Raw genomic sequence first — 16,677 nt, 5'->3', positions numbered from 1 at the left:
GGCGTCAACTATCCCGGAAAAGTCTGCCTTGGATTATGGCACGGCCTCCGGGTTCCGCTCGGATGCCCAACCCTGTTCTCGCCGGTCTCTAGAGCTGCAGGATCAGGGTCTTGAGGGGCGGTCGCCCATCCCTGGAGGGAAAGTCGGCAGCCGGCGACAGGGGCTGCCAGTCTCGCACCGGCCGGCCCAGCTTGCTGGCGCAGCGCAGGACCTGATCGCGCCATTCGTCCATGTCCACCTTGGCCAGGTTGTTGTTGCACACGAGGACGCCGTCCTCGGCGGTGGCCAGCAGGGCGGGCTTGAGCAGGCTCTGGTAATCCCTCTGGAGGTCCACGGTGCCGAAGGCGCTTTTGGCCCAGGCCGGCGGGTCGAGGAAAACGAGGTCGAACTGGCGCGCGTCGAGGCGCGGGTAGCTGGGCAGCTTCTGTCCATGGCGACGGGCGATGGGCAGGCCGGCCAGTTGGCGAATGGCTGGGAAGTAGTCGGACTGCACGAATTGCATGGGCGCGAGCCCCGGATTGAGCGAGGCGTTCTCCCGACCCACCGCCAGGTTGCCCTCGGCGAAGTCCAGGTTCCACACCTCATCGGCTCCGCCTGCCGCCGCAGCGAGGCCGACTCCGCAGGTATAGGCGAACAGGTTGAGTACCGACTTGCCCGCACTGTGCTCCTTGACCCAGCCCCGGGCGTTGCGCAGGTCGAGGAACAGCAGCGGATCCTGGCCAGGGTGGCGACCCCGTACCCGGTAGTTCAATCCCCATTCATGCCCCATCAGGTCCTCCAGGGCACTGGTTTCAGCCTGGTACACCGGGTCTCGGCGGTCTACGCGGGAGTTGCCCTGGGAACGGTCGTTGTAGACCAGCAGCAGGGGCTGGCCAATGAAGGCGTCCACGGTGGCGGCCAGTTCCAGCAGTTCGTCCCGCTCCAGTGGCTGGTGGAAGCTCTGCACCATCAACTGCGGGCCGTAGCGGTCGAGGGTCAGGCCGGGTGCGCCTTCCTGGCTGCCGTGGAACAGGCGATAGCAGTCGGTGCCCTGTGCATGGAGCTCGGCCAGCAGCGGTTGGCGGGCGTCAAGGGCGGCGCGCAGCGCCGGGAGGAGGACGGAGGGCATGCGCGACGTCTCGCAGGAAAGGGCGCGCAGTTTAGCAAAAGGGCACAGGGTGGACCTTAGTGGATGCCGCCCTGTTTGGCCCTGAGTCGAGGAGCTGATGGCGCTCCTGCGATGACGCCGGCCAGGGCCGGCGTTGTCGTTCAGCGCGGGATCAGCGCTCGATGGCCAGGGCCACGCCCTGTCCGCCGCCGATGCAGAGGGTCGCCAGGCCCTTCTTCGCGTCGCGCTTGATCATCTCGTGCAGCAGGGTCACCAGCACGCGGCAGCCGGAGGCGCCGATGGGGTGGCCGAGGGCGATGGCGCCGCCGTTGACGTTGACCTTGCCGGCGTCCCAGCCCAGTTCCTGGCCCACGGACAGGGCCTGGGCGGCGAAGGCCTCGTTAGCTTCGATCAGGTCCAGGTCCTGGAGGCTCCAGCCGGCCTTCTCCAGGCAGCGGCGGGTGGCGGAGACCGGGCCGATGCCCATGATCGCCGGGTCGACGCCGGCGTTGGCGTAGCCGGCGATGCGCGCCAGCACCGGCAGGCCCAGGGACTTGGCCTTCGCGGCACTCATCAGCAGCACGGCGGCGGCGCCGTCGTTGAGGCTGGAGGCGTTGCCGGCGGTGACGCTGCCGTCCTTCTTGAACGCCGGTTTGAGCTTGGCCAGGGCTTCTGCGGTGGTGCCGGCGCGGGGCTGCTCGTCGGTGGCGAAGGCGACCGGCTCGCCCTTCTTCTGCGGGATCAGGATCGGGGTGATCTCGTCATTGAAGCGGCCGGCCTCGATGGCGGCGCAGGCCTTCTGCTGGGAGGCGGCGGCAAAGGCGTCCTGCTGCTCGCGGCCGATGCCGTACTTCTCCACCAGGTTCTCGGCGGTGATGCCCATGTGGTAGTCGTTGAAGGCGTCCCAGAGGCCGTCCTGGATCATGGTGTCCACCAGCTTGGCGTGGCCCATGCGCAGGCCGGTGCGGGCGCCGGGCATGACGTAGGGGGCGAGGCTCATGTTCTCCTGGCCACCGGCGATGATCACCTCGGCATCGCCGCAGCGGATGGCCTGGGCGCCCAGGTGCAGGGCCTTGAGGCCGGAGCCGCAGACCTTGTTCAGGGTCAGGGCGGGCACGGCGTGGGGCAGGCCGGCGAGGATGGCGGCCTGGCGCGCGGGGTTCTGGCCGCTGCCCGCGGTGAGCACCTGGCCGAGGATGACTTCATCGACCTGCTCGCCGGCAAGGCCGGTCTGGGCCAGCAGCTGGCGGATCACCGCCGCGCCCAGCTCCGGGGCCGGGATGTTGGCCAGGCTGCCCTGGAAGCTGCCGATGGCGGTGCGGGTGGCGGCGACTATGACGACGTCTTGCATGTTTTCAGTCCTCGAACAGTAGAGTCGGCCCAGGTTGTGACCGGAAAGGCGCTTATGGTCGCACAGGGCCGGGTGACCGGCCAGCCGCTCAACGGGGTGGCAAGCCCATGCGACGGCGGGCCCGATGGACGGCGCCATTGCGCATCGCCCAACGCAGCAGTGGCGCGACACGCCATACGAGATCGCGAACCACCCGGCGTTGCCATGGGCGCTGGTGCAGGCCCAGCGTGGCGCTCGCCCAGTCGGGCAGGAGGTCGACCCCCGCCTGCATCATCAGGATGCCGAAAGGCTTGGCGAGGGCGCTGGGGGCCGGGGCGCTGAACAGCAGGCGCACGACCTCGCGGGTACGTTCGTCAGCCTGGAGCTGCGGGCGCATGGCGTCCAGGTAATCGGCCACCGCCTGACGCGACCTGGGGACGTTGCGCGCACCCAGGCGCTCGGCCACCAGGGCGATCTCGGCGTAGTAGCGGTCCTGCTCCTCGCCCGAGAGGTCCGGGTTCAGGTAACGCAGGTGGGCCTTGAGGAAACAGCTGACCTCGGCGACATGGACCCAGGTGAGCAGGTCCGGGTCGCTGGCGGCGTAGGGGCGGCCGTCCGGTGCGGTACCCACCACCTTGAGGTGGATCTCGCGGACCTTGTCGATCAGCCATTCGGCGTCCCGGCGAGTGCCGAAGGTGGTGCCGGAGATGAACTGGCCGGTACGACGCAATCGACCGAGCATGTCGTCGCGGAAGTTGGAGTGGTCCCAGACACCCGACAGGGCGAGCGGGTGGAGCATCTGCAGCAACAGGGCGCTGATGCCGCCGATCATCATGGAGGTGAAGTCGCCGTGGATCTTCCAGCAGGCGGAGTCCGGGCCGAACAGGCCGGGATCGCCCTCTGGGTTTTCGTAGTCGAGCTGTCCCAGAGCGAGGCCGGTGAGGCTGATGATCTGGCGTTCGATTCGGCTGCGGATGAATTCCATGGGGCGGAAAGCTACAAGCCCCAAGCGGCAGGCTGCAAGTGGGAAGCCCCTTGCGACCTGCCGCCTGGCGCAGCCTACTGGTTGAGGCGTTTGTCGATCAGGCTCTGCACCACGGACGGATCGGCCAGGGTGGAGGTGTCTCCCAGGTTGTCCAGTTCGTTACAGGCGATCTTGCGCAGGATGCGGCGCATGATCTTGCCGGAGCGGGTCTTGGGCAGTCCCGGGGCCCACTGGATCAGTTCTGGCTTGGCGAAGCTGCCGATTTCCTTGCTGACCAGGGCCAGCAACTCCTTCCTCAGTTCGTCGGTCGGTTCCAGTCCGGCCATGGGCGTGACGAAGGCGTAGATGCCCTGGCCCTTCACGTCATGGGGATAGCCCACCACCGCGGCTTCGGCGACGGCGTCGTGGAGCACCAGGGCGCTTTCCACCTCGGCGGTGCCGATGCGATGGCCGGAAACGTTGATCACGTCGTCGACCCGGCCGGTGATCCAGTAGTAGCCGTCCTCGTCGCGACGAGCGCCGTCGCCGGTGAAGTAGTAGCCCGGATAGGCGGCGAAATAGGTGTCGATCATCCGTTTGTGGTCGCCGTAGACACTGCGGATCTGGCTCGGCCAGCTCGCCTTGATGGCGAGGACGCCTGCGCCGGGGCCGTCGATTTCCTTGCCCTTGTCATCCAGCAGCACCGGCTGTACGCCGAAGAAGGGGCGGGTGGCGGAGCCGGGCTTCAGGGTGGTGGCGCCCGGCAGCGGCGTGATCAGGATGCTGCCGGTCTCGGTCTGCCACCAGGTGTCGACGATGGGGCAGCGACGGTCGCCCACCACGTTGTAGTACCACTCCCAGGCTTCCGGGTTGATCGGTTCGCCCACCGAGCCCAGCAGGCGCAGGCTGGTGCGGGCGGTCTTCCTCACCGGTTCCTCGCCTTCGCGCATCAGGGCGCGGATGGCGGTGGGGGCGGTGTAGAAGATATTCACCTGGTGCTTGTCGATCACCTGCCAGAAGCGCGAGGCATCCGGGTAGTTGGGCACGCCCTCGAACATCAGGGTGGTGGCGGCGTTGGCCAGGGGACCGTAGACGATGTAGCTGTGGCCGGTGACCCAGCCCACGTCCGCGGTGCACCAGTAGATGTCGCCCTCGTGGTAGTCGAACACGTACTTGTGGGTCATGGCCGCGCCCAGCAGGTAGCCGCCCGTGGTGTGCAGCACGCCCTTGGGTTTGCCGGTGGACCCGGAGGTGTAGAGGATGAACAGCGGGTCTTCCGCGTCCATCCATTCCGGCGGGCAGTCGTCGCTGGTGCCGTGGAGGGCCTCGTGGTACCAGAGGTCGCGGCCTTCCACCCAGTCCACCTCGCCCTGGGTGCGCTGGACCACCAGCACCGAGGAGACGTCGGGGCAGTCTTTCAGGGCCTTGTCGACGTTCCGCTTGAGGGGGACGTACTTGCCGCCGCGCACGCCTTCGTCGGCGGTGATCACGGTGCGGCAGTCGGCGTCGAGGATGCGGTCACGCAAGGCGTCGGGGGAAAAGCCGCCGAACACCACCGAATGCACGGCGCCGATGCGGGCGCAGGCGAGCATGGCGTAGGCCGCTTCGGGGATCATCGGCATGTAGATGCAGACGCGATCGCCCTTCTTGACGCCCCGGCTCTTCAGCACGTTGGCCAGGCGCGCGACGTTGTTGTGGAGCTTGCGATAGGTGATGTGGGCGGATTCGCCGGGGTTGTCGCCTTCCCAGATGATGGCGACCTGCTCGCCCCGCTGTTCCAGATGGCGGTCGATGCAGTTGTAGGCGACGTTCAGCTTGCCGCCCTTGAACCATTCGGCCTCGCCCTTGGCAAGATCGCTGCGATGCACCTGATCCCAGGGTTTGAACCAGCTGAGGAAATTGCTGGCCTGTTCGCCCCAGAATTGCTCGGGCTGTTCGACGGATTGCTGGTACAGGCGCTGGTAGGCGGCGTCATCCAGGAGGGCATGCTTGCGCACGGCTTCCGGCACGGGGTGAAGGCTGATCTCGTACATGGTGGGGTCCTTGTTGTTGTTGGCTCGAGATGCGCACAAGGGTGCCCCCAAGCCGGCGCCTCGTTCAAGGGCTGACCCAGGAGTTTCGAGAGATCGGGGGAGGGCGAGGCCCGCTGGCCTCGCCGTTCGCCTCAGCCGCGATGGCGGGCGCGGAAGAAGTCGATCAGGCCCTGGGTCGAGTTGTCTTCGGCCTGCGTTTCCTCCTGGCCGGTCAGGCGCGAGTACACGGCCTTGCCCAGCTCCTTGCCCAGTTCGACGCCCCACTGGTCGAAGGCGTTGATGCCCCAGAGCACGCTCTGCACGTAGACCTTGTGTTCGTACATGGCGATCAGCGCGCCCAGGCGGCGAGGGCTGATGCGCTCTACCACCAGGGTGTTGCTCGGGCGGTTTCCGGGCACCACCTTGTGTGGAGCGAGGCGCTGGACTTCGTCTTCCGGCAGGCCCTTGGCACGCAGCTCGGCCTCGGCTTCCTCGCGGGTTTTGCCCAGCATCAACGCCTGGCTCTGGGACAGGCAGTTGGCGAACAGCCACTGGTGGTGATCGGCTACCGGGTTGTAGCTGGACACCGGGACGATGAAGTCCGCCGGGATCAATTGGGTGCCCTGGTGCAGCAACTGGTGGTAGGCATGCTGGCCGTTGCAGCCGACGCCGCCCCAGATCACCGGCCCGGTGCCGGCGCTGACGGGGCTGCCGTCCTGGCGCACGCTCTTGCCGTTGGATTCCATGTCCAGCTGCTGCAGGTGGTCCGTGAAGTTACGCAGGTAGTAGTCGTAGGGCAGGATGGCGTGGCTGCGGGCGCCCCAGAAGTCGCCGTACCAGACGCCGAGCAGGCCCAGCACCACCGGGATGTTGCGCTCGAAGGGGGTGGTCTGGAAGTGCTGGTCCATGCTGTAGGCGCCGGACAGCAGTTCCTTGAAGTTGGAGATGCCGATGGACATGGCGATCGGCAGGCCGATGGCGGACCACAGGGAGTAGCGTCCGCCCACCCAGTCCCACATGGGGAAGATGTTTCCTTCGCGGATCCCGAAGGCCATGGCCGCTTCCTTGTTGCTGGAAACCGCGATGAAGTGCCGGTAGAGCTCGGCCTCGCTACCGCCTTGGGCCAGGTACCAGGCGCGTGCCGCCTGGGCGTTCTTCAGGGTTTCGAGGGTACCGAAGGACTTGCTGGAGACGATGAATAGAGTGGTCTCGGCGTTGAGCTTGCACGCCAGTTCGCGGAACTCGCTGCCATCGATGTTCGCCAGGTAGTGGCAACGCACGCCCTTCTGGGCAAAGGGCAACAACGCTTCGGATACCAGCTGCGGGCCGAGGAAGGAGCCGCCGATGCCGATGTTCACGACGTCGGTGATGGGCTTCTCGGTGTAGCCGCGCCAGAGACCGTTGTGCACGGCGGTCACCAGTTCGGTCATCTGGTGCAGCACACGGTGCACTTCGGGCATCACGTCCTGGCCATCCACTGTCACCCTGTCGCCGATGGGGCGACGCAGGGCCGTGTGCAGCACCGGACGACGTTCGGACGCGTTGATCACCTCGCCACGGAACATGGCCTTGATGGCGTCGCCCAACTGGCCTTCCTGGGCGAGCTTGACCAGCAGCGCCAGGGTGTCGGGGCGGATCAGGTTCTTGGAGAAGTCCAGCAACAGGCCACAGGCACTCAGGCTGAATCGCTGGAAACGATCGGGGTCGGTGGCGAAGGCCTGGCGCAGGCTGAAGGCGGCCAGTTCCTGGCGGTGCTGTTGCAGCGCGCTCCAGGTGGGCAGTTGGGTGACATCGAGGGGCGTCAGGTGATGATCCATGGCGTACCTGTAGGCGACTTATGAAAAAGCCCGGAAATATCCGGGCTTCGAGGCGTTCCGCTGATTGGTCTCAGGCGACCTGGACAGGAATCGCGTTGCTGGTGTGGCTGAGTTCGTTGCCCGGGGCCATGTACAGCATACGCGGTTTGAAGTTGGCCAGTTCCGCCTCGCTGTAGTGGGCGTAGGCGCAGATGATGACGCGATCACCCACCTTGGCCTTGTGGGCGGCGGCACCGTTCACCGAGATCATGCGCGAACCGTTCTCGCCGCGGATGGCATAGGTGGTGAAGCGCTCGCCGTTGTCGACGTTGTAGATCTGGATCTGTTCGTACTCGCGGATGCCGGCGAGATCGAGCCACTCACCATCGATGGCGCAGGAGCCTTCGTAATCGAGCACGGCGTGGGTCACTTCGGCGCGGTGCAGTTTGGCCTTGAGCATGATGGCGTGCATGGCATTTCCTCGTCGTTACGCGGGCGGCGGCAGAGTGTGCCCGAACCCCCTTGGGGGTTCAAGGTGCTTGGAATGGGGTCAGGCTTGCGCTTCCAGGCTGAAGGCCAGGTTGTCGATCAGTCGGGTATTGCCCATGAAGGCGGCGGCCAGGATCACCAGATGCTGGTCCTCGACGTCGGCGCGACGCAGGTTCAGGCTTTCGCGGATCTCCAGGTAGTCGGGGCGGAATCCGGCGGCGGCCAACTCGTCGCGGCCTTCCTGCTCCAGGCTGGCGAAGTCGCGGCGGCCTTCGCGGATGGCGTTCGCCAGCCGCTGCAGGGTGCGATAAAGGGCCGGCGCGGCGGCGCGCTGGCCTTCATCCAGGTAGCCGTTGCGGGAGGACAGGGCGAGGCCGTCCTCCGCGCGAACCGTAGGCTCTCCGATGATCTGGATGGGCATGTTCAGGTCCCGTACCAGCTTGCGGATCACCGCCAGTTGCTGGAAGTCCTTCTCGCCGAAGACCGCGAGGTCGGGCTGGACCATGTTGAACAGCTTGCTGACCACGGTAGCGACGCCCTCGAAGTGACCGGGGCGGCTTTCGCCGCAAAGGCCCTCGGAGACCAGGGGAACGTTGACGCGGGTCTGGCCGTCCATGCCGTCGGGGTACATGTCCTCGACATCGGGATGGAACAGCAGCTGGCAGCCGGCGGCGACGAGTTTCTCCTGGTCGGCCACCAGGGTGCGCGGGTATTTGGCCAGATCTTCGTTGGGCCCGAACTGCAGCGGATTGACGAAGATGCTGGTGACCACGAAGTCGGTGCGCTGGCTGGCCTTCTCCACCAGGGCGACATGCCCGGCGTGGAGGTTGCCCATGGTGGGCACGAAGCCGATGCGCTTGCCTTCGCTGCGCGCACGGGCGACGGCGGCCCGGAGTTCGCGGACGGTCTTGACGGTGATCATGCGGAGAATCCGTGTTCGGTGGCGGGGAACGAAACGTTCTTCACCGCGTTGACGTAAGCGGCGAGCGCGGCCTGGATACTGGTCTGGCCTTCCATGAAGTTCTTCACGAACTTGGGCGTGCGGCCGGTGAGGGAAAGGCCCAGCATGTCGTGCAGGACCAGTACCTGTCCGTCGGTGGCGCTGCCGGCGCCGATTCCGATCACCGGGATTTTCACCGACTGGGTGATCTCGGCGGCCAGTTCGCTGGGGACGCACTCCAGCAGCAGCATGGCGGCTCCGGCCTGCTCCAGGGCCATGGCGTCGGCGCGCAGTTGGCGCGCCTGGGCTTCCTGGCGGCCCTGGACCTTGTAGCCGCCAAGGATGTTGACGGCTTGCGGGGTGAGGCCCAGGTGGGCGCAAACGGGGACGCCGCGTTCGGCCAGCTGACGGATGGGTTCAGCCAGCCAGGCGGCACCTTCCAGCTTGACCATATGGGCGCCGGCCTGCATCAGGGCGGCGCAGTTGGCGAAGGTCTGCTCGAGGTTGGCGTACGCCATGAAGGGCAGGTCGCTGATGATCAGTGCGCCCCGGTTGCCGCGTTTCACGGCGGCGGTGTGGTAGGCCATATCGGCCATGGTGACCGGCAGGGTGCTGTCATGGCCTTGCAGGACCATGCCAAGGGAGTCGCCCACCAGCAACACATCCACACCGGCCTGGCAGGCAGCCTGGGCGAAGGTGGCGTCATAGGCTGTCAGCATGGCGATCTTCTCGCCTTTCAGCTTGAGCTCTTGCAGGGTGGTCAGGGTCACATCAGGCATGAAAACGTCCTCATCGGCGCCGTTTTGCACGGGCGCGGGGCAACGGGACGCTTATAGTCCCGATGGGGGGGCATGGTGTCAATTGCAGGTGTTACCGACCTGTTACGGCGTTACCGCCAAGCCGGGAAGGCGCTCGAGGCCTTCGAACGGGCAGGCCTCCAGCAGCGCCTGGAGGGGGCGCCCGTCGGGCAGCACCAGTCCGGCGGCGATTTCGGCCAAGGGGTAGAGCACGAAGGCGCGGGCGTGCATGTGGTAGTGCGGTACCTGCAGCCTGGGTTCGTCGATACGACGCTTGCCGAACAGCAGGATGTCCAGGTCGAGGGTGCGGGGGCCCCAGCGTTCGTCCTTGCGCACGCGCCCTTGGGACTGCTCGATGGCCTGCAGGGCGTCCAGCAGTTGCAAGGGTTCCAGTGTGGTCTCCAGACACGCCACGGCATTCATGTAGCGGGGCTGGTCGGGCGGGCCCAGCGGGTCGCTGGCATAGAAGGAGGATACGGCCGACAGGCGGCTATCCGACAACTCGGCCAAGGCGTTCAGGGCGCCACGCAACTGCCTCACGGGGTCGGCGAGATTGCTGCCGAGGCCAATGTAGACGCGTTCCATGGATCAATCGCCGGAAGCGCCGCCCGGGGCGCCTTCGCTGCGCGGGCCACGCCGACGGCGACTGCCGCCACGCTTGCGGCGTTGGCCGGAGGGCTGCTCGTCCTTGGAGCTGAGCTCCCGGATCATGGCGCGGCGCTGGCTGTCGCTGGCGTCCTGGTAGTCGGTCCACCATTCGCCCAGGCCATCGGTTTCCTCTCCGGCGCTTTCGCGCAGCAGGAGGAAGTCATAGCCGGCGCGGAAACGCGGATTCTCCAGCAGCATGTCGGCGCGCTTGCCCTGGCGGCGTGGCAGGCGTTCCTGCATGTCCCAGATCTCGCGGATCGGAATGCTGAAACGTTTGGGAATGGCGGTACGCTGGACCTGCTCCATGATCAGGCCGTGGGCGGCCTCCTGCATCGCCGGGATCGGCGGCATGCCTCGTTCCTGCAGCAACGCCGCGCGTGCGGGCAGCGCCGGCCAGAGCAGCGCGGCGAAGAGGAAGGCGGGGGTGACGGGCTTGCCCTGGTGGATACGCTCGTCCGTATTGATCAGCGCCTGGCGGATCAGTCGGCCGGTGTACTCGGGATCGCGCTCAAGGGCGGCGGCGCTGGCCGGGAACAGGGGGGCGAACAGGTCGTACTGCACCAGCAGATCGAAGGTCCGCTCGGCCTTTCCGCTGAGGAACAGCTTGAGCACCTCATCGAATAGGCGCGCGGAAGGGATATCCCGCAGCAGAGGTGCCAGTTGGCGAATGGGGGCGGCGCTGTGCTTTTCGATTTCGAAGCCCAGTTTGGCGGCGAAACGTGCCGCCCGCAGCATGCGCACCGGGTCTTCCTGGTAGCGCTGCTCTGGAATGCCGATCAGTCGGACCAGACGGTTACGGATGTCGTGCACGCCGTGGGCGTAGTCGAGGATGCGCTCGGTGGTGGGGTCGTAATACAGCGCGTTGATGGTGAAGTCTCGGCGCTGGGCATCGTCTTCCAGGCTGCCATAGACATTGTCACGCAGGATGCGGCCGCTCTCGTTGCGGGCCGCCTGGTTGTTGTCTTCCTCTTCCTCACCCTGGGGGTGGTTGGCGCGGAAGGTGGCGACCTCGATGATTTCCCGACCGAACTGCACGTGGGCCAGCTTGAAGCGGCGTCCGATCACCCGTGCGTTGCGGAACTCGGCGCGCACTTGCTCAGGTGTGGCATTGGTGGCGACATCGAAATCCTTGGGGCGCAGATCCAGCAGCAGGTCGCGTACGCAGCCACCTACCAGGTAGGCCTGATAGCCGGCCTTCTGCAGGCGATCCACCACGATCACCGCGTTGCGGCTGATGCCTGTGCGGCGCAGCGAATGCTGATTGCTACCCAGTACTTCGGGGGTGCTACGCGGATGCTGGGCGCGGCGAAGGGGAGAACGGAAAGACTGGAACAGCTTCTTCAGCATGGGATGCACTGTTTTGCGGAATGGACGGCCAGAAAAGGATATGGGCGCACGATGGCCGCGAATTCTAGCACTGGGAGGGGGGGATGTTGAAGGAAAGGTCTGAAAGGTGTCAAAGCTACTGGGGGAGCCGAAGCTCCCCCCCAAATTGGTGTGTGCTTTGTTTTTATTGTGTCGGGCTTGCTGTTCTTGTTGTTCGACCCGTTCCCGCAGGCTTGACGCCATCTGGGGTGCCCTCCATTCGAGGGTCAATAGCAAACGGATTGCTTTGGACGCTGACGGTGCCGTGATCATTCCATGACCCAACCAGTACGGGCGCTGCTTTGGAAGCAGTTTTTGTTGTTCTCTGCCTGGCTGTGGGGCGAGCCCCAAGGGCAACTCCTCTCCAAAAGAATCAGTTAGCTCCGCCTCCGCTGTCTTGTTTTTGTTGTGCTGGAGTCGATACGTCTTGTTTTTATTGTGGGGTTCAGCATTTGTTATTGTTGTTGTGCCCCAGATAAAGCAGAAGCCGTGCCAACTTTATCGATTCCTTTAAAATCAAGGGGTTGCGCGAGGTTCGGTGAAAACGCTGGGCCAAAAAAAGCCGGGTTTTCGTTACCTTTAGACCCGGCTTTGTTACGCGATGTTAGGTGGGGTAACAGCGCGGGGAACCGATTGTGTTCCCCACGGTCGCCAGCAGCCGCTGGCTCAAGGACCAGCTGCAGCTCCGGATTTGCGGCGCGGGATACCCAGGCGCTGGCGGCGCTCCCACAGGCACTTGCGGCTGATACCCAGTTTGCGAGCCAGTTCTGTCTCGGTCATGTGGTCCTGGTGCTCCAGCACGAAGTGCTGGAAGTAGTCCTCCAGGGAGAGGTCCTCGGTCGGCTCGTGCGCGGTGTTGTTGCCCTGGGACGGCGCGGCGGCTTCGTTGAAGTCATCGTCCTCCAGGTCATCCAGTTCAATGTCGATGCCAAGCAGGTCCGCCGAGATATCCGGGCTCTCGCAGAGGATGACCGCGCGCTCGATGGCATTCTCCAGCTCGCGCACGTTACCCGGCCAGTTGTAGTGGCGAATCGCCTGTTCGGCATCGGTGGCGAAGCGGAGGTTCTCGCGTCCCATCTGGGCGCATTGGCGCGCCAGGAAGGCACGGGCGATTTCCAGCACGTCGTTGCCGCGCTCACGCAGTGCAGGCAGTTTCAGCGAGATGACGTGCAGACGGTAATAGAGGTCCTCGCGGAACTGTCCGGTCTTGGCCAGGGTCTTGAGGTCCCGGTGCGTGGCGGCAATCAGGCGGACATCCACCTTTTGCGACTGCACCGAACCGACACGACGAATCTCGCCTTCCTGGAGCACTCGCAGGAGGCGCGCCTGGGCTTCCAGGGGAAGCTCGCCGATTTCGTCGAGGAACAGGGTGCCGCCGTCGGCCGCTTCCACCAGGCCGGCGCGGCCCGCAGTGGCGCCGGTGAAGGCGCCTTTTTCGTGGCCGAAGAGTTCGGATTCGATCAGGGTTTCCGGAATGGCCGCGCAGTTCACCGAGATCAGCGGGGCCTTGGCGCGGCGGGAGAGATTGTGCAGGGCGCGGGCCACCAGTTCCTTCCCGGTACCCGACTCCCCCTGGATCAGTACGGTGGAGTCGGTGGGGGAGACTTTGCGGATCTTGCTGTAGAGCTCCAGCATCGCAGGGCAGGAGCCGATGATGCCGATCTCGCCATCGGCATTGGCGGCCTGCGCCTTGTCGCCGCCGCGGCTTGCCGCTGGACGCTCGCCAGTAGAGGACTTGGCCTCCTGCCGCTCCTTGAGGATGCGGGCGACGGCCTGGAGCATTTCGTCATGGTCGAATGGCTTGGCGATGTAGTCCACCGCGCCCATCTTCATCGAGTCCACCGCCGAGCGCAGGCTGGCGTAGCTGGTCATGATCAGCACCGGGGTGCCCTGGGCCAGCTTGATCAGTTCGGTGCCGGGAGCGCCGGGCAGGCGAAGGTCGCTGATGATCAGGTCGAAACCGGGAATGCTGTAGCGCTCCTGGGCCTCTTGTACCGAGCCCGCCTCGCTGACCTGGTACTGGTTACGTTCCAGCAGGCGGCGTAGGGCGGAGCGGATGATGGTTTCGTCTTCGACGATCAGAATATGTGGCATTAATTCGGCTCTCTAGACGGTCTCAGCCCACGGCGGATGTTGCTTCGACAAAACGAGGCAGCGTCACCCTGATTCGGGTGCCGCGTTGCCGCTCTGTGTCGGTCGGGCTTTCTATGGTTATCTGTCCATAATGCTCTTCCACGATCGAATAGACCAGTGCAAGGCCAAGGCCGGTCCCTTTCCCTGGGTCCTTGGTGGTGAAGAATGGTTCGAACAGGCGGTCCATGATTGTCTTCGGAATTCCGCTGCCTTCGTCTTCGACGATCAGGTCGACGGTGTGCTCGGACGCTTCGCTGCGGACACGGATGGCGCTGCCGCCGGGTGATGCGTCGCGGGCGTTGGAGAGCAGGTTGATCAGCACCTGAGCCAGGCGCTGTGGATCGCCCTCGGCAATATGCTGCGGGTCGCAGAGGTTGAAGAAACCCACCTCGACGCTGCGCTTGTTCAGGGCCAGCAGGCCGATGGCGTCCTGGGCGACTTCGGCCAGGCACACGGGCTCGCTGGCCTGCTGGCGGCCGCCGGCGTGGGCGAAGCTCATCAGCGACTGGACGATGCGGGTGACGCGCTTGGTCTGCTCGAGGATCTGGCTGCTGATCTCCTTGATCTCGGCGTCTTCCTCACGCTCTTCCCGAAGGTTCTGAGCCAGGCAGGCGATGCCGGTGATGGGATTGCCGATCTCGTGGGCAACGCCGGCGGCCAGGCGTCCGATGGAGGCGAGGCGCTCGGAGTGCACCAGCTTGTCTTCCAGCAGCTGGGTGTCGGTGACGTCCTCCATCAGCACCACGAGGCCGCTGCTGCCGGGGGCCAGGGGCTCTTCGATGGCAGCCTTGTGCAGGTTGAGGGCGCGGACCTGGCCGTCGAGTGTCAGGCGGTGTTTGTGCAGGTGCTCGTCGGGCAGGTTGATGAAGCTCTCCAGCAGCCCCTTCCAGGGCTCGGCGATGGTGGACAGGCGCGAACCCACCACGCGTTGGGCGGGCACCTCCGTCAACTCTTCCATGGCCCGGTTCCACATGAGGATTTCCTGGTCCTTTGCCAGGGAGCACACGCCCATGGGCAGCTCCTGCAGTGTCTGGCGGTGGTAACGGCGAAGGGCGTCCAGTTCCGCGGCGAGACCGGTGAGGCGTGAGTGGTAGTCCTCCAGCCGGCTTTCGATGAAGTGGATGTCCTCGGTGACATAGCCTTCGCTGCCGGATTTGTAGGGCAGGAAGGTTTCCACCATGTCCTGGGCCACGCTCGGTCCCATCAGTCCGGACAGGTTGGCCTCGATCCGGTCGCGCAGACGGCGCAGCGCATAGGGACGGCGCTCGTCGAACGGCAGGTGGAGGTCGCGCAATGCCTGCTCCACTTCCTTCTGTGCGGTCTTGGCGCCCAGGGGCTTGGCCAGTTGCGTGGCGAACTCCTGGGGCGAGCCGGCCATGAGCTCGCGGCGCTGGGGGCGGCGCACGTTGTCCACTGTGCAGGCTTCCGCTGCACTGCGTTCCTCGGGGCTCGCGTCGGTAAAGAGGGAGACCAGGGTGAAGATCAGCACGTTGGCCGCCAGGGAGGCGATGGCCGCGATGTGCCAACTGGTGTCGTCCAGCACGTAGATGGCGTTGAACAGCGGCAGGTAGACGCCTTGCAGGTTGCCGACCAGGGGCAGCAGCATGGCGAACAGCCAGACACCGAAGCCTGCCAGCAGGCCAGCGATGAACCCGCGGCGGTTGGCGGTGGGCCAGTACAGTACCGAGAGGGCGCCGGGCAGGAACTGCAGGGTGGCGACGAAGGCGACGATGCCCAGGTTCGACAGGTCCTGCTCCGCCCCCAGCAGCAGGTAGAAGCCATAGCCGGCCATGATGATGAAGGCGATCAGGGCGCGGCGGGTCCACTTCAGCCAGCGGTAGATATTGCCCTCCGCTGGCGGCTGGTAGAGGGGGAGCACCAGGTGGTTCAGGGCCATGCCGGAAAGGGCGAGGGTCAGCACGATGATCAGGCCGCTGGCGGCGGAAAGACCACCGACATAGGCCAGCAGTGCCAGCACTGGATTGTCCACGGCGATGCCGAGCCCCAGGGTGAAGTACTCGGGGTTGGTGGTGGCGCCGAGCTTGAGGCCCGCCCAGAGGATCAGCGGGATGGCGAGGCTCATCAACAGCAGGAACAGCGGCAGGCCCCAGCTGGCGCTGACCATGGCGCGGGGGTTGAGGTTCTCGGTGAAGGTCATGTGGTACATGTGCGGCATGACGATCGCCGAAGCGAAGAAGACCAGCAGCAGGGTACGCCAGGGACCTTCCTGCAGGGGCGTGTGCAGGGTGGAGAGCGCGGCCTGGTTCTGCAGCAGCCAGAGCTCCAGTTCGCGAGGGCCGCCGAATACTCCATAGAGGGCGTAGAGGCCGATGGCGCCCAGGGCGACCAGCTTGACCAGTGACTCGAAGGCGATGGCGAACACCAGGCCTGCATGCTTCTCGCGGGTGGCGATGTGGCGAGCGCCGAAGAGAATGGTGAAGAGCGTGATCAGCGCGCAGAAGCTCAAGGCGACGCGATTGTGCACCTGCTCGCGGGTGAGGATGCCGATGGAGTCCGCCACTGCCTGGATCTGCAGGGCCAGCAGCGGCAGCACGCCGATGATCATGATGACCGTGGTGAGGGCGCCGGCCCAGGTGCTGCGGAAGCGGAACGCGAAGAGGTCGGCCAGCGACGACAGCTGGTAGGTCCTGGTGATGCGCAGGATCGGATACAGCAGCACCGGGGCCAGGAGGAACGCCCCGGATACGCCCAGGTAGCTGGCGAGGAACCCGTAACCGTACTGGTAGGCCAGGCCCACGGTGCCGTAGAACGCCCAGGCGCTGGCATACACGCCCAGCGAGAGGGTGTAGGTCAGCGGGTGACGGATGATCCAGCGCGGGACGAAGCCCCGGTCGCTGAGCCAGGCCACGCCGAACAGGGCCAGGAGGTAGGCAGCGCTGATCAGGATCAGTTGGGTGAGGCTAAAGCTCATCAGCATCGCGTTGACTCTGCAGGATGAAGGTCACCACGATCAGGATCAGCCACAGCAGGTAGGGTCGGTACCAGGCGCCATTAGGGTCGATCCACCAATCCATGATGGCGGGGGAGAAGAGGTAGATCCCCACCACCAGGAGCAGCACCAGTCGATAAATGTACATGCCACAAAGTCTCGTCGT

13 protein-coding genes are annotated in these 16,677 nt (G+C 65.4%); all 13 read right to left on the bottom strand.

Features of this window, described 5'->3' with window-relative positions; genetic code table 11:
- Nucleotides 1-88: 88 nt before the first annotated feature.
- A complete protein-coding gene (locus KF707C_RS24655; protein WP_003457258.1) occupies nucleotides 89-1,108 on the bottom strand; it encodes a class I SAM-dependent rRNA methyltransferase in 1,020 nt (339 codons plus the stop codon).
- Between the two features lie 151 nt (nucleotides 1,109-1,259).
- Nucleotides 1,260-2,438 carry an acetyl-CoA C-acetyltransferase gene (locus KF707C_RS24650; RefSeq protein ID WP_003457256.1) on the bottom strand — a complete coding sequence of 393 codons (1,179 nt, stop codon included), beginning with the start codon at nucleotides 2,436-2,438 and terminating at the stop codon, nucleotides 1,260-1,262.
- An 88-nt stretch (nucleotides 2,439-2,526) separates the two neighbouring features.
- Nucleotides 2,527-3,402 (bottom strand): oxygenase MpaB family protein, encoded by an 876-nt coding sequence (locus KF707C_RS24645; protein WP_003457254.1) that lies wholly within the window; start codon nucleotides 3,400-3,402, stop codon nucleotides 2,527-2,529.
- Between the two features lie 74 nt (nucleotides 3,403-3,476).
- The gene (gene acs, locus KF707C_RS24640; protein ID WP_003457251.1) at nucleotides 3,477-5,414 is read right to left on the bottom strand and encodes an acetate--CoA ligase; all 1,938 of its coding nucleotides are present in this window, start codon (nucleotides 5,412-5,414) and stop codon (nucleotides 3,477-3,479) included.
- 131 nt (nucleotides 5,415-5,545) lie between these two features.
- Nucleotides 5,546-7,210: a glucose-6-phosphate isomerase gene (gene pgi / locus KF707C_RS24635; protein ID WP_003457245.1), complete on the bottom strand. Its 1,665-nt coding sequence runs from the start codon at nucleotides 7,208-7,210 to the stop codon at nucleotides 5,546-5,548.
- 70 nt (nucleotides 7,211-7,280) lie between these two features.
- Nucleotides 7,281-7,661 (bottom strand): aspartate 1-decarboxylase, encoded by a 381-nt coding sequence (gene panD / locus KF707C_RS24630; RefSeq protein WP_003457244.1) that lies wholly within the window; start codon nucleotides 7,659-7,661, stop codon nucleotides 7,281-7,283.
- A gap of 78 nt (nucleotides 7,662-7,739) precedes the next feature.
- Nucleotides 7,740-8,600: a pantoate--beta-alanine ligase gene (gene panC, locus KF707C_RS24625; RefSeq protein WP_003457241.1), complete on the bottom strand. Its 861-nt coding sequence runs from the start codon at nucleotides 8,598-8,600 to the stop codon at nucleotides 7,740-7,742.
- Nucleotides 8,597-9,397, bottom strand: a complete 801-nt coding sequence (gene panB / locus KF707C_RS24620) for a 3-methyl-2-oxobutanoate hydroxymethyltransferase (RefSeq protein ID WP_003457239.1) — start codon at nucleotides 9,395-9,397, stop codon at nucleotides 8,597-8,599. Before panB ends, panC begins: the two co-directional genes overlap by 4 nt.
- 102 nt (nucleotides 9,398-9,499) lie before the next feature.
- Nucleotides 9,500-10,000 (bottom strand): 2-amino-4-hydroxy-6-hydroxymethyldihydropteridine diphosphokinase, encoded by a 501-nt coding sequence (gene folK / locus KF707C_RS24615; RefSeq protein WP_003457237.1) that lies wholly within the window; start codon nucleotides 9,998-10,000, stop codon nucleotides 9,500-9,502.
- Between the two features lie 3 nt (nucleotides 10,001-10,003).
- The gene (locus tag KF707C_RS24610; RefSeq protein WP_003457234.1) at nucleotides 10,004-11,410 is read right to left on the bottom strand and encodes a polynucleotide adenylyltransferase PcnB; all 1,407 of its coding nucleotides are present in this window, start codon (nucleotides 11,408-11,410) and stop codon (nucleotides 10,004-10,006) included.
- Between the two features lie 684 nt (nucleotides 11,411-12,094).
- On the bottom strand, nucleotides 12,095-13,522 hold the full coding sequence (locus KF707C_RS24605) for a sigma-54-dependent transcriptional regulator (RefSeq protein ID WP_003457232.1): 1,428 nt from the start codon (nucleotides 13,520-13,522) through the stop codon (nucleotides 12,095-12,097).
- 22 nt (nucleotides 13,523-13,544) lie between these two features.
- Entirely contained in the window at nucleotides 13,545-16,499 is a 2,955-nt protein-coding gene (locus KF707C_RS24600; protein WP_003457230.1) for a sensor histidine kinase, read from the bottom strand.
- A complete protein-coding gene (locus KF707C_RS24595) occupies nucleotides 16,483-16,659 on the bottom strand; it encodes a hypothetical protein (RefSeq protein ID WP_003095129.1) in 177 nt (58 codons plus the stop codon). The genes KF707C_RS24600 and KF707C_RS24595 overlap by 17 nt, the downstream gene beginning before the upstream one ends.
- Nucleotides 16,660-16,677: the final 18 nt, after the last annotated feature.

Source organism: Pseudomonas furukawaii (genome assembly GCF_002355475.1).
Classification (GTDB): domain Bacteria; phylum Pseudomonadota; class Gammaproteobacteria; order Pseudomonadales; family Pseudomonadaceae; genus Metapseudomonas; species Metapseudomonas furukawaii.
This window is presented reverse-complemented; position numbering and strand designations above follow the sequence as displayed.

Excerpts from the sequence above, each read along its gene's own strand:
- KF707C_RS24650 (WP_003457256.1), bottom strand. The coding sequence starts at position 2,438 with ATGCAAGACGTCGTCATAGTCGCCGCCACCCGCACCGCCATCGGCAGC.
- KF707C_RS24610 (WP_003457234.1), bottom strand. The coding sequence starts at position 11,410 with ATGCTGAAGAAGCTGTTCCAGTCTTTCCGTTCTCCCCTTCGCCGCGCC.
- folK (WP_003457237.1), bottom strand. The coding sequence starts at position 10,000 with ATGGAACGCGTCTACATTGGCCTCGGCAGCAATCTCGCCGACCCCGTG.
- acs (WP_003457251.1), bottom strand. The coding sequence starts at position 5,414 with ATGTACGAGATCAGCCTTCACCCCGTGCCGGAAGCCGTGCGCAAGCAT.
- KF707C_RS24655 (WP_003457258.1), bottom strand. The coding sequence starts at position 1,108 with ATGCCCTCCGTCCTCCTCCCGGCGCTGCGCGCCGCCCTTGACGCCCGC.
- pgi (WP_003457245.1), bottom strand. The coding sequence starts at position 7,210 with ATGGATCATCACCTGACGCCCCTCGATGTCACCCAACTGCCCACCTGG.
- KF707C_RS24595 (WP_003095129.1), bottom strand. The coding sequence starts at position 16,659 with ATGTACATTTATCGACTGGTGCTGCTCCTGGTGGTGGGGATCTACCTC.
- panB (WP_003457239.1), bottom strand. The coding sequence starts at position 9,397 with ATGCCTGATGTGACCCTGACCACCCTGCAAGAGCTCAAGCTGAAAGGC.
- KF707C_RS24605 (WP_003457232.1), bottom strand. The coding sequence starts at position 13,522 with ATGCCACATATTCTGATCGTCGAAGACGAAACCATCATCCGCTCCGCC.
- KF707C_RS24600 (WP_003457230.1), bottom strand. The coding sequence starts at position 16,499 with ATGCTGATGAGCTTTAGCCTCACCCAACTGATCCTGATCAGCGCTGCC.
- panC (WP_003457241.1), bottom strand. The coding sequence starts at position 8,600 with ATGATCACCGTCAAGACCGTCCGCGAACTCCGGGCCGCCGTCGCCCGT.
- KF707C_RS24645 (WP_003457254.1), bottom strand. The coding sequence starts at position 3,402 with ATGGAATTCATCCGCAGCCGAATCGAACGCCAGATCATCAGCCTCACC.
- panD (WP_003457244.1), bottom strand. The coding sequence starts at position 7,661 with ATGCACGCCATCATGCTCAAGGCCAAACTGCACCGCGCCGAAGTGACC.